Consider the following 13,257-nt stretch of genomic DNA (forward strand, 5'->3'; position numbering starts at 1 on the left):
ATTTTCCAGTCTAGTTAATGCCACTGAAATTCGGTTACATTGTACTAATGGTATTCCCGATGTTGTGTAACATTCCTGCTTCGAGATTTGAAACGTTAGGGAATTACGGCAAGTTCACAGGCCTTTAACCACATCAACAAACTGGCAAATCTCTTGACATCCGGATTTCGTTATACGATTGCCGATCCAATAGATTGGTATAATTGTAATTGTCAAATCTCCTTTCCGAATAACTATCCATAATCCAATATGAACTAATTTTTTTCAATTCAGTTTGCCTTTTCAATACATCATCCGCTCGTAACTTAAGAACCCCATTTGTTCCCCATAACTATAACATAATCAACTAAAGCCTGATTTTCACAGAAATAGAAGATTTCTTCACGGGCATAGGCACTATCACCCTAACTAGGATATGAGTCTCTGACCATTTTTCTCTAATTAGTCCGATAATTCTTTGTAATTCGTCTAAGGCTCCATCGGCTGGATCTACATTAGATGAACGAAGTTTAGCAACTAATAAATGATGCCCACAGAAAATATATAAAGGAGCATAACATACTCCGTGATAATAACTATTAAAAAATGCCTCTTCTTGATTACCATGTACTTGGTCATCCGTGACATCCATATCTAATATAATACTTGAGGGAGGTTTTTTATAAGACTCTAAAAAAAATTCGACAAAAGATTTTTCAATGGCTTCAAAGTTGGGTTCTATTTTATGATAACGACTCGTTTTTTGGTCGAGAATAGTCTCAGGACAATATTCCAATCTATTAATTGTACTTTTTCCAGCTAACCATCCCTTTTTATCTTCAAGTTCATTAAGCTTTTCTAAAGCGATCTTAAGGGCAGGATCGTGACGTAATTTATCATGGTCATTGACATCTTCCTAGCCTAAAATAATTCCATAAAGCCTTTGTGCTAATAACTCATGAACGGAATGATCTACATAAGATTGATGACGATGATCTTGAAAACAGTTACCAAACTTCTCGGTAATTCCCAGTTTTTTATCCAACTCAGCTATCCAGACAATCCCCGCATCTGAAGTGATTAGTCCCCCATCAAAATTAGCGATTATTTCTTTTCCTTTCTGTTTACTAAAGTTGATTACTTGACGAGGGGTTCGGGGATGACTGGGACTCATTAAATCAGTTTAAGGTAAATTGCTTTAATAATTGAATTATAGCATATTTTATTCTAACAATCTAGTACTATTAGAGATTTTATTAATAATTTTTTTGGAAAAATGAGTGATTGATTTATCTTTTCATCTTTGTCTAATTCGGGTTGATTTTAACTTAAAATCTGACAACAGACTGTTGGTTGGGGAAATCTGCGATCGCTCTGTTCAAACCCACTTCCTGTAAGACTTCTGTGTTTGGCGATCGCAGATTCTGTGAGAAATTCGGGCTTAGTATTAGGGGCGTGAAGAAAACCACTGAAGATGTTTTGACCCTGTAGTTTTAGTGCTTCGTCTGAGGTTGAGCTATAAATCTCTAGTTTACTGGGATCGGTGAGATCGCCAATGTAGGCTGTTACCGTTTCTGTGCCACTTCCACTTCGACATTTAAGAGCATCGAGATATTCCTGAGGAAATTCCTTATATTTGTCCTCTCCCTCATCATAGTATTTGTTATAGTTCGTAAAGTCACTGGTTCCTGAAATACTAATGATCCCACTGGCAAAAATAATAACTTTTTTACCTGGGGGGGGATTAATTCTGATTTGTACGCTACTCAGGTTCATGGAGTCACTGCCAGTAAACTTATAGTAATAGGCATTGCCAATAGGCTCATCTGTGACATTGGGAACATTGGGGCAACTAGAATTATTGTCATTAACCCCCAGAGGAAGGGTAACATAGCAATTAGCCCAAACACGAGATCCCATATCTCTAACCTTAGGTGAACTAGGAATTGGCGGAAGGCCAGGCAAATCATTTTTGACTTGTTGAACTTTACCATTTGCCAATTTGGAGTTATTGACATAATCACTGCCAGACTTTTTCCAGTCACTTTTTTGTGTACAATCTATCCAAGTAACAGCATCAATCGGTTTCTGATTACCACTGGACTGTTTTGAGTTATCTTCGCTACCTTTTTTCCCATTTTTTGTATCACTAATCCACAATCCTGGTATCGGAGAAGAAGAAGAATCTGATGCCTCTTCCCCTTCACTTGCCTCTTCAGACCTTTCAAGGATAGGCAACCTGACACTAACTTTCCTGAGGGAATTATTCGATTTAAGATAACCGTCATTGTCCTGATCAAGTCCACGAGCTTCTACTTCTAGCTCAACCATTGTTGGTTCCGGATTGTCGTCAGGCCGATCTTCTTCTAATGGCAGTAACTTATAACTGGTTAAGCGAAATTCTCCGGCAGATGGGTCATTTTCATCAATCTCGATCCACTGCGGGTTATTCTTATCGAGTTTCTTAACCATTGCTTTAAACTCATCTTCATCAAACTCGTTTGGATAAAACTCATTAGATGAAGTCTCTGTATCAGAATTCGGTTCATCGGCAGTCTCTTCCCCTGCCTCTTCCCCTCCCTCTTCCTCTCCCCATGGAATTGGATTACCTTTACAATCAAGGGGTTCTAATTGATTACCACTGTTACTGTTATTGTTATTGTTACCGCTAACCGCAGCCGCCTTCTCAGCATCTTTAACGATTTTATCGATAAAGTCTTTATCTGACCATTCTCCCCACTCTGTTTTAATCAGTTGTTGATGTTCTGTGTGGTTCAAAAAGTGGGCAATTCTTGTTACCCCAATATCAACTTTAGCTATCCCCTTAAAAGTGTTTTTTTGTAGGAAAACTTTTTCTTTTTCGCTAGCACTTCTGAGTAACATAACCGCTCCTGTGGCTGTCATGAGAACTCCAACAATTAAAACAAATCCCATAGCAAATCCCTTATCACTTCTAAGGGAAAGACGAGAGAGAAACAAAAATATTTCTGTGTATCTTGTATTCATAATTTTTGTTATACAGTTACTATAAAAATTGGTAATGTCACCCAGTGAATAAAAAATTTTAAAAGTTTAGACTCGGTTTTCACTTGCTATCACATTTAAATTGGTGGTTAGGATTTTAATTAAATGTATTGTTGTCTCGCCATGAGATTTAGAGGGACAAACAGTATCCTAACTAATTTATGGGCTGCTATAGTTTTTTCAACCATTTTACAAGATATATTTACTATCAGCAGTGATTCAATAAAAGATAGTTGAGTGAGATTAGTCACTCCTCTATTATTACTCTCAATTATTTTTTAAAAAAACCGTAATTATCTTGATTTTCTAGGAATCTTAATTTATTTTAATCATTTTTCTGTTTATCTAATTATTGTAGATATTAACTAATTGATGTTACTGATATTTTTACTTATTTATAATGACAATTAAAGATATCAATATTCAGATTGGTGTTTTTCTCGTAATGATAAATTACACTTTAAACTGCTTAGACTGGTTGCTTTTAAGTAACAATACTTAAATATATAAATAGTCAAATTAGTAAAGTTCTCGTAATAAAAATTTAATGATACATTAATTAGATTGATTGTTCTTCCGTAATAATACTTAAATAAAGATAGCAATTGATAATAGTTGAGGGGGATAAATGTACTCCCCGTCCGCCCCCTTACCGAAATGTTCTTCTGTGGGTTGAGATTCCTCGTTCCTCGGAATGACACATTATACATATGGGAATGACATAATGATATAAGTTTGTTTGCCCAACCTATTTTCTTAATATTACGTAATGAAAAATTACCAAAAAATTGCTATTGTTCTCTTATCCATAAGTTTAACTGGATTATTAGGAAAATCCTCTTCTACTGGATCTGCCGCTAATCAATCTTTTCAAGGATGGTTTCTCAATTTAATACAAGACGAAGGGAAACGAACTCCTCAACCACCAGTTCAAACTTCAGCCATTTCTCGTTTTTTTAGCCAAGTAAACGATAAATCAAAAGAAAATTGTGAACCCAAAACCTCAGAACCTGATTTTTTAGTAATTGCTGGTGGTGCGAGTCCTGAATCTAATGAAATAGCTTTAGAAAAAAATGTTCTTTATTTCCAAAGAACCCTTAAAAATATGGGTTTTCAATCCCCATCAACCAGCATCTTTTTTGCCAATGGAAATAATGGAGAAGCTAGTATCCGTTATCTTGATCCCCAACGCAGAGAACGTTTTAAAGCACCGAATATTCCTAGTTTAGATGGTTCAGCAAGTCTCAAAAATGTTAATAACTGGATTGATAAAAATAATCAAAACAAAGTCACAAAAAAACCGATCTTTATTTATTTTACAGGTCATGGAATTCTTAATGAAAGAAACAGTGATAATAATGCCTTAATGCTCTGGAATAATACCCCCGTAACCGTAGCAAAATTATCTAATACCTTGAATAAATTACCTCAAGATAGTCATATTGTTACCATGATGGCTCAATGTTTTTCTGGTTCATTTGCTAATTATATTTATGAAAATGGTGACCCAAATAAACCCTTGACAAAACAGACAAGATGTGGTTTTTTTGCTACTATTAAGACCTTACCATCTGTGGGGTGTACTCCTGAAGTTAATGAAGCAGATTATAAAGATTATAGTTCTAGTTTTTTTGCCGGATTAAGTGGTGTTAGTCGTATGGGTCAAAAAGTAGATTCTGCTGATTATAATAAGGATGGCAGAGTTAGTTATTCAGAAGCTCATGGGTTTGCTAAAGTAGATGAAAAAACCACTGACTTACCAGTTTCTACCTCCGAAGTTTGGTTACAACAAAAGGCTAGTGAAGAAGATATTAACCAGTTACTAAATACACCAATTATTGATCTAGGAAAACTTGCTAATCCTCAACAAAAATATGTTATTAATTCTCTAGTTAAATTATTGGGATTTGATGAACAAAAATCTTATTTAGAAACATTGGAAAACATTAATCCTTATCAAAAGACAACCCAAGTAGAACAAGCTTATAGAATTAGACTTTTGATGGAACTATTAAACGTGAGAATGGAACAGAAAATTAGACAAAGTAATAATCAAGAGGAAATCGCTATTTTAGAGCGTTTAATTGACTGTGAATCCAGTTCTTGGAAATAGATACCATGTTTATTGTCGTGATATTAACAAAGATAATTATCAATTATCCATCTGAAAATAAGTGTTGACTGCTAAAGTAGTTAATGTCTACCCTATCCTAAAAAGATAACCAACGATTCTAATTCAATGATGACCTTTCGAGAAGAATTTGAACTACTGTTGCGAGCTTGTTACCCGTTAATATATATTCCCACCAGCGAAGAAGAAAGACTGGAAACTGCGATCGCCGAATGCTCCAAAACCCTACCCAACCGTAGTGTTTATATTTGGGACTTTGTAGATGGCTATCAAGATAACCCCAATAACGAAGGAGTGGGTAGACGCAACCCCCTACAAGCATTAGAATTTGTGGAACAATTGCCCAATAATATCGGAGGAATCTTCATTTTACGGGATTTTCAACGGTTCTTAGAAGACGTATCCATCTCCCGTAAACTGCGCAACCTCGCCCGTACTTTAAAATCCCAACCCAAAAATATCATCATTATTGCCCCCCAGGTACAAATTCCCGACGAATTAAGCGAAGTTCTCACCGTACTTGACTTTGCCCTACCCACAGGCACAGAAATAAAAAGCGAAATACAACGCCTCTTAGGAGCCACAGGACAGCCCTCATCTGATACCCTAGTAGATGAATTAGTTAGAGCGGCACAAGGACTATCCCTAGAGAGAATACGCCGTGTCTTAACCCGTTGTATCGCCAGTCATGGACGCATCGAACCCGAAGACGTAGAACTGATTTTAGAAGAAAAACGTCAATCTATCCGTCAAACCCAAATTCTAGACTTTTATCCCGCCACCGAACAAATTTCCGATATTGGTGGTTTAGACAACCTTAAAGACTGGTTACTAAGGCGTGGTGGAGCTTTTAGCGAAAAAGCTCGGTCTTATGGTTTACCACACCCTCGAGGACTGCTATTAGTGGGCATTCAAGGCACAGGAAAATCTCTCACCGCTAAAGCCATTTCTCACCATTGGCACTTACCCTTACTGCGTCTGGATGTGGGGCGACTGTTTGGGGGGTTAGTAGGGGAGTCAGAGTCTCGTACCCGTCAAATGATTAGTTTAGCAGAAGCCTTAGCCCCTTGTGTCTTATGGATAGATGAGATTGATAAAGCCTTTGCCGGAGTAGAAGGAAAAGGAGACGGAGGAACTACTAGCCGTGTTTTTGGAACCGTTATTACCTGGTTAGCGGAAAAAAAATCCCCTGTTTTTGTGGTGGCCACTGCCAACAATATCAAAGCTTTGCCCCCAGAAATGCTCCGTAAGGGTAGGTTTGACGAAATTTTCTTTGTGGGTTTACCCAGTCAAGGGGAACGAGAAGCCATTTTTAACGTTCATTTATCTAGACTGCGACCCCATAATCTCAAGACTTACGAGGTCAAGCGACTGGCTTATGAAACCCCAGATTTTTCCGGGGCAGAAATCCAACAAACCTTAATCGAGGCCATGCACATTGGTTTTAGTCAAAACCGTGACTTTAGCACCGATGATATTCTAGAAGCAGCTAGTCAAATTATCCCTTTAGCTAGAACCGCACAGGAAGAGATTGAATTTTTGCAACAATGGGCTGCTGCTGGAAAAGCACGGTTAGCTTCTCGTCAAAGTGGGTTGAATTCTTTGACTCCTTAACCGTATTATCCAGTAACTGCGACACAATTATAGGTTAGACACTGTTAAGCTGCTGCCTTAGCAGATCACAGTCTACTTTGCACTCCCGTAGAACCTGCATTGCCAGACCACCACCCGTCGTCTCCCCTTCTTGCAAAATGCCAAGCAGCAGATGTTGTGGGGTTATCTGTTTGTTACCTTGCTGGTTTGCCTCCTCAGCAGTTAGCTGTAGCACCCGGTAGGTACGAGGCGTAAAGGGAATTTCTGCCGGAATATCTGTAGCAGAAACGGTACACTTAGCTAACCAGTCATCAATGAGGTTTTGTGCAATGACCAAGTACACGTGCTGGTTCTTCAAAGCCTGTGCTGCTGGGGTTGTTTCCACAGTTAACAGCCCTAAAATCAGCCCTTCTGTGCCGAAAAAGTTGAGGTGTAGCTCTCGCATAGCTTCCTGGCCTCTCCTCATGACTTCACTGGTTTCAGGAGTGAGGCGATCCCACGAAAACCCGACCATCTCTTCCCGTACTGACAACAGCGCCACCGCCTTGAGAATATATTCCAGCGTGGGGGCATCTAATGTACCCCAGCTAGCGGCTTCGGCTCCCTCTTGCTGATAGAGTTGTATGAGGGCTTCGTAGAGTTGCAAGTCATCAGCAACGAATGACCGAATGTCGGAACGCCATTGCCATGCCATTTGCCGCACCTCTGGATCATTGAGGTCACGACCTTGGGTAATATGGGATTTTGCCTGTTCCACGAAATCGAGCCACTCGGCCTGCCCCTGATTCAATCGAGCTTCCAGCAAATCATGTTGTTCTTGGGTTAAATATTGTTGAGTCATAGTCAGGTTCTCTATTATCTGCATAAGATCCTCAACCGCAACAGATTCGGAGTTTTGGAGCTTTTGGGCGAGAGTGCTGAGCTTGCTAAAGAGGGACTGCTACACGGCCATCTGCTCTTGGAGTCGCGCCAAATGCAGATTTATGACATTCCCTAGGGAGAAGTCGGGATTCTCCAAACACTGGCGAATTTCCTTGAGGGCAAACCCTAACTGTCGCAACGACAAAATTTGCTGAAGTCTAGCAATGTCGGCTTCGCTATACAGTCGATACTCGGCCTCGGTGCGATGGGAAGGCATCAGTAAACCAATCTCGTCGTAGTACCGCAAAGTCCGAATGGATAATCCGGTCTGTTTTGCTAATTCCCCGATTTGTAACAGCTTTGGCATAGCTTGCCTTGACTCCAATTTCTCAGAAGATTACGGTTGATGATCTTATGCTAAAGAATGACGTAACGTGAGAGTCAAGGGGAAAAGTCAATACTACTCGGATAAATTGACCGAAAAATCAGGGGTTCAAGCCCCGCTCGTCTTGATGCAGTCGCTCCTTGATGGGAACCACCAAGACCGCGCTGCATCGCTTTAGGGCGCACAGTTTTAAAAACTATGCTAAAATGATACTGTTGGGTCAAGTATCAATCGATGTTTGTTCTGGAATACAAAATTTATCCCAAGCAAAATCAAATAGATGCCATCAATGAAGCAATTAAAACCACACAGTTTGTTCGGAACAAGGTGCTTCGCTTCTGGATGGATAATCATGGTGTGGGAAAAGCTGAGATGTTTCGATACAACACTCGATTGAGAAAAGAATATAGTTTTGTCAATGAGTTAAACTCCCATGCTTGCCAAGCTGCTGTAGAAAGAACTCTTCGTGCCATAACTCGTTTTTACGACAATTGTAAAAATAAAGTTAAAGGTAAAAAAGGTTATCCAAGGTTTAAACACAATACTCGTTCAGTCGAGTATAAAGTGTCAGGTTGGCGGTTAGAAGAAACAAAAAAGCATATTACTTTTACCGATAAAAAAGGTATAGGTATGCTAAAATTGGTAGGCTCTAGGGATATTAACTATTTTCAACCCGAACAAATAAAAAGAGTTAGGATGCTAAGACGTGCAGATGGATTTTACGTTCAATTTTGCATAAAACTAGATCCTAGATACACTATAAAACCTATTGAGCCATCAGGTAAAGCAGTAGGATTGGATGTAGGACTTAAATATTTTCTAGCCGATAGCCAGGGAAATATTGAACCTAATCCTAGATTCTACCGTAAAGCAGAAAAACGTCTTAAGAAACTTAATAGAAGAAAATCTAAAAAGTTTAAGAAAGGCAAAAAACAATCCAATAACTATCATAAGGCTAGACAACGATATGCTTTACAACATTTGAAAGTAAGCAGAAAGCGAGAAGAGTTTGTCAAGAGAGTGGCACTCCGTTTAGTAAAGTCTAACGACTTATTATTCTGTGAAGATTTAAGTGTTAAGAACATGGTGCGGAATGCACCGCCGTTTTCCACTGCCGACCCTGCTGGATTTGAAATCCAGCAGGAACGCGGCAGCGCATTCCACGCCTTGAATTGAATTCAAGGTGGGTCGGCGGTTAAAAATCGTCGTCTATCTAAGTCGATTAGCGATGCAGGATGGTTTCTTTTCCGTAGATGGTTAGAGTATTTTGCCGATAAATATGGGAAAATAGCAAAGGCTATTCCTCCTCATGGAACATCGCAAATTTGCTCTAATTGTGGGCAAAAAGTAGAAAAAACATTATCTACTAGAACTCATGTCTGTCCTCACTGTAATTATGTCGAAGACAGAGACATCAACGCAGGAAAGAATATCTTGCAAAAAGGATTAAGTAGGTTGGGGCGCAGCCAAACATACGCTTCAGGAGAGATTCCCTCTTGGTTGGTTGGAGAAATCCTGCTGGCTAACGGAAACTCGTCGAATGAAGAATCCCCTCGCCGTGATAGCAGGGGCGAACGTCAAAATCAAAAGAAAAGCTAACAATTCAAATTCAGTGGGAACAGTGGCTAAGTTACCCCTATCAACGTTAATATGCAACCTTAAGTTATCTCATATCCTGTTATCGTTATGAATCGTTTATCTGGCGTTTTTCAATTTTTATTAGGATTTTTCCTCGGTATTTTTCTCTTAGTCGGGGGAACTGCCTCCCTTGCTTATGTGGTTTTTTCTCGCATGAGTGCTAACCCCGAAAAACCTACCTTTGCCGAAGAGAAACCCCCAGAAACTACAGCTAAAGCTGAAAGTAAACCTGCTACTCAAGCAGAAACTAAAACTGAATCGGTTGAGGAAGTGGCGGCCACTGAACCAGTGATTGAAGAAGAAGAAACCGAAGAATTACCCGACGGTGCTTATCGCGCTAAAGTTACTTGGTCAACCGGTTTAAGTCTGCGATCGCAGCCTGCTTCTGATGCCGATAGAGTAGGCGGTGTTGGCTACGATGCTGAACTCATCATACTCAAAACCACTGCCGATGGTGATTGGCAGCAAGTCCGTCTCCCACGCAGCCAACAACAAGGTTGGGTTAAAGCCGGTAATGTACAGAAAATAGAAGAATAATAAGTTATATTTGGGGTGGGCAATGCCCACCTTTTTTCGGCTAATTATTTTGAAAATAATCCATTATCACTGCTTCAACCACAGGAACACTGACGGAATTTCCTAATTGTTTATAAGTAGCCCTATCATCAGGATGTAATTTAAAACTATCAGGAAAACCCTGTAATCTTGCACATTCTCTAGGGGTCAGTCTTCGAGGTCTATTATTAATAACAATCCCTAATCTATGAGCATCGGCACTGGTTAAGGTAATAGAGATACTATCAGGATCTAAAAACTTAAACACTTCAAAGGATAAATTACCACATACTGGACCATATTTATCACATTCTTCTTTAAGATAACCTTTAGCTAATAAACTTGTAATCAGTTGTTCTAAATCATCATTTAAGTAGAATATTTTTATTTGTTCCAAGGTCAAACTTTTTCCATCTTGATGAGTTCCGAAAACTTTTTTTCTCCGATTAGCAATTAATAAATTCATCAAATTTCTTTCGGCACTACTACATTCTCCCTTGATTCCTAAATCCCAAGAATGTAAAGAGTTTCCTCCTCTAAAATCAATTAGTCTTGTTCCATGTAATTTATTAAAGTTTCCTCTTACAGCACGATTGAGTAAATTAGTAAATTCTTGAGAGCAAAAGTATTTTTCTTCTACTATATCTTTTAAAATATCTTTAACTGTTAGCGGTTTAGTCGGATAATTTATAGGAGCAAACAGATCACCTTGAATAATATTCTTTTTAAAAGAATGGGAATCAATCGCTCCTTTATCTGATTTAATAGTCAAATTAGGTTGACTTCCTTTTTTTCCTACAATATAGATTCTTACTCTATTTTGAGGAACATTAAAATTACTACTGTTTAATAAGAAATATTCGACACTATAATCTAGGTCGTTTAATTTATTTATAATAGTTTTTAAGGTTCTTCCTTTATCATGAGTGACTAAACCTCGAACATTTTCTAATAAAAATCCATCGGGTTTATATTTATCCAAAATTCTTTCAACTTCAAAAAACAGAGTACCTCTAGTATCTCCAAACCCTTGATGTTTTCCTGCATAAGAAAAAGGTTGACAAGGAGATCCTGCTAAAATAAAGTTGAAAGATGAAATTTTATCTATATTTTTAATGTCTCCTTGTGGTATTTCATCAAAATTTAGTGCATAAGTTTCACAAGCTTTATAATCAATTTCAGAACTTAAAATACAACGGGTTTCTATATTTAGTTTTTTACAGGCTAATTCTAACCCTAAACGCATTCCTCCAATACCAGCAAAAAGATCAATAAAATTAATCATATTAAAACATCTCTAATAAAGTTTCCTAATAGTTGAAATTCTCTTTGTTTATAAGCAATTGTACAATCACTATATTGACAAATTTTTGTAATTGCCGAGCTTCTTGCAAAGTTTCCTGCTCCATCAATAATATAGGCAATTTTATAACCATTTTTGTGCATTACGTTTTGACGGGTTTCTGCTTGTGCCGCTTTTCTCTCAATTGTACTATTTGTTGTGACTTGGAAACTTACTTCAATTCCCAAAATGTTATCATTTTTTTGAACAACTATATCAAAGGGTATTCCTTCATCATTTTCATAACCTTCTAACTTAACTTTAGCATTACTTTTGATTTCATAGTCTTCTCCTAAATCATTTTTCAGAAATTCTATTACTGTTTTTTGTGCAACTTGTCCTAAAGTATTTGCTGTCGCACCTCCCGTGATTCTACTAACCGTAATATATTTTTGTTTAACATATCTATCAAGCTCTTGCTTCCTCCCAAATAAAGCACCGATTTCGCATTTTTATAATCCTGCTTGTTCTGATCCTTCTGTGGTACTACCATAAAGTAAAATCATAATAATATCTTTTTTTAAATCATCTAAAGATTGCTCCTTAATTAAAGTAGTTCCATCAATACCTAGTTTCCTATTATTAAGGGTTTTAACGGGAAGTTGTTTAAAATTATAAGAGTAATCTTTTTCTCTCCAGGAAAACTCCATTATAAATCTATTATCTGGATGATTTAGAGGGAAAACATTCTGAAAATTTTTATTTAATCTAGATAAAGGTTCCCCTCCATAATCAGCTAAAATAACAAGATGTTTGAGAAAAAGATTAGCCGAAAATTTAGCAGCACTGATAAGGTCAAAAACTTGTTCAGGAGTTTGATCACAAAGTGTCAGAATAGAAATAAATTGATCTTGTGTTTTTATTGGACTTTGGACAAAAAAAGTTTGTTAGCGTATATTTTACGCTAAACTAAAATCCCAAAATATCGGCTCTGTATCAGTCAATAAAATTGGCTGACAAATAGGGCTAATCTATAGATTCTGAGGAAAACTAAGGAGCTTTTAAGTTTTTAGTTGATTTTTTGCTCCCTTTCTTGATAACATCATGACGAGTTCGTGGGGCTTTTTTGTAACCTTTAATACGTCCGGAAGAAAAACCTCGACGTTTGGGAAATTTGGCGAAAGTCCCCAAGGTCGTAATTATTCTTGAAAAGTCTCTTTGAACTAGACTAGTGCAGCTTGGCGAAAGTAATCCACCAGATTTTTACAGAAACTTTCGTGACTAGCCACGACAATGTGTTTCAATGAAACTAACGGAAGAATCTCGAAGTTGATGTCCATGATAAAAGCATTGCCAATTAACCTCTCCAACCTACAGAAAACAGTACTCCAACAAATAGTGAGAGGGACAACAAACCCCTATCGCCTTGTTAGACGAGCCAAGCTAATCTTAGCCGCAGCATCAGGAGAGAGCAATAGTTCGATTAGTCGAAGATTAGAATTAGACCGAGTACAAGTGCGTCAGTGGCGATCGCGATGGTTTGAGGAGAGAGAAAAACTGAGTGCCGCCGAAGAACAACAGGTAACGGAGAAAGCATTAATGGTCTTGATCAAAGGAATTTTAAGCGATCGCCCAAGACCTGGAACAACAAAATCCTTTACGGTCGAACAAGTAGTCCAGATTGTAGCGATCTCTTGTGAAGAATGTGAAAAATCAGACAGACCAGTGAGCCATTGGACACCTTCAGAGTTGGCGGATGAAGCCATAAAAAGAGGAATTGTCGAAAAGATTTCCCCCCGTAGTGTGGGG

8 protein-coding genes and 4 pseudogenes are annotated in these 13,257 nt (G+C 38.1%); 5 read left to right on the plus strand and 7 right to left on the minus strand.

Features of this window, described 5'->3' with window-relative positions; translation table 11 throughout:
* Positions 1-283: 283 nt before the first annotated feature.
* Positions 284-1,153, minus strand: a pseudogene (locus tag CWATDRAFT_RS23885) (IS1380 family transposase); the annotation flags it as partial.
* A 149-nt stretch (positions 1,154-1,302) separates the two neighbouring features.
* Positions 1,303-2,985, minus strand: coding sequence for a hypothetical protein (locus CWATDRAFT_RS38810; protein WP_007307425.1), 1,683 nt, complete (start codon positions 2,983-2,985; stop codon positions 1,303-1,305).
* Positions 2,986-3,772: 787 nt separating this feature from the next.
* Here CWATDRAFT_RS38810 and CWATDRAFT_RS23895 point away from each other — a divergent pair.
* Positions 3,773-5,116: a hypothetical protein gene (locus tag CWATDRAFT_RS23895; RefSeq protein ID WP_007307414.1), complete on the plus strand. Its 1,344-nt coding sequence runs from the start codon at positions 3,773-3,775 to the stop codon at positions 5,114-5,116.
* Positions 5,117-5,245: 129 nt separating this feature from the next.
* Positions 5,246-6,748, plus strand: coding sequence for an AAA family ATPase (locus CWATDRAFT_RS23900; RefSeq protein ID WP_042712296.1), 1,503 nt, complete (start codon positions 5,246-5,248; stop codon positions 6,746-6,748).
* Positions 6,749-6,782: 34 nt separating this feature from the next.
* Here the strand turns inward: CWATDRAFT_RS23900 and CWATDRAFT_RS23905 are convergent, their stop codons facing one another.
* Together CWATDRAFT_RS23905 and CWATDRAFT_RS36215 are read right to left on the minus strand one after the other, a co-directional pair.
* Positions 6,783-7,568, minus strand: coding sequence for a Clp protease N-terminal domain-containing protein (locus CWATDRAFT_RS23905; protein WP_157134166.1), 786 nt, complete (start codon positions 7,566-7,568; stop codon positions 6,783-6,785).
* A gap of 99 nt (positions 7,569-7,667) precedes the next feature.
* Entirely contained in the window at positions 7,668-7,955 is a 288-nt protein-coding gene (locus CWATDRAFT_RS36215) for a MerR family transcriptional regulator (RefSeq protein WP_007307423.1), read from the minus strand.
* Positions 7,956-8,207: 252 nt separating this feature from the next.
* Here CWATDRAFT_RS36215 and CWATDRAFT_RS23910 point away from each other — a divergent pair.
* A pseudogene (locus CWATDRAFT_RS23910) lies at positions 8,208-9,572 on the plus strand (RNA-guided endonuclease InsQ/TnpB family protein).
* A gap of 87 nt (positions 9,573-9,659) precedes the next feature.
* Positions 9,660-10,148 carry an SH3 domain-containing protein gene (locus CWATDRAFT_RS23915; protein ID WP_007307418.1) on the plus strand — a complete coding sequence of 163 codons (489 nt, stop codon included), beginning with the start codon at positions 9,660-9,662 and terminating at the stop codon, positions 10,146-10,148.
* Positions 10,149-10,188: 40 nt separating this feature from the next.
* On the opposite strand, the gene dcm is transcribed toward CWATDRAFT_RS23915, so the two are convergent.
* From dcm to CWATDRAFT_RS23935, 3 genes and pseudogenes are all read right to left on the minus strand, one after another.
* A complete protein-coding gene (dcm, locus tag CWATDRAFT_RS23920) occupies positions 10,189-11,451 on the minus strand; it encodes a DNA (cytosine-5-)-methyltransferase (RefSeq protein ID WP_007307422.1) in 1,263 nt (420 codons plus the stop codon).
* Positions 11,448-12,371, minus strand: a pseudogene (locus CWATDRAFT_RS42170) (restriction endonuclease). The gene dcm and the pseudogene CWATDRAFT_RS42170 overlap by 4 nt, the downstream one beginning before the upstream one ends.
* A gap of 127 nt (positions 12,372-12,498) precedes the next feature.
* Positions 12,499-12,678 (minus strand): annotated as a pseudogene (locus CWATDRAFT_RS23935) (NF041680 family putative transposase); the annotation flags it as partial.
* A gap of 63 nt (positions 12,679-12,741) precedes the next feature.
* Here CWATDRAFT_RS23935 and CWATDRAFT_RS23940 point away from each other — a divergent pair.
* The coding region (locus tag CWATDRAFT_RS23940) for a helix-turn-helix domain-containing protein (protein ID WP_007307419.1) at positions 12,742-13,257 on the plus strand (516 nt) is incomplete at its 3' end.

The sequence above is a fragment of the Crocosphaera watsonii WH 8501 genome (assembly GCF_000167195.1).
Classification (GTDB): domain Bacteria; phylum Cyanobacteriota; class Cyanobacteriia; order Cyanobacteriales; family Microcystaceae; genus Crocosphaera; species Crocosphaera watsonii.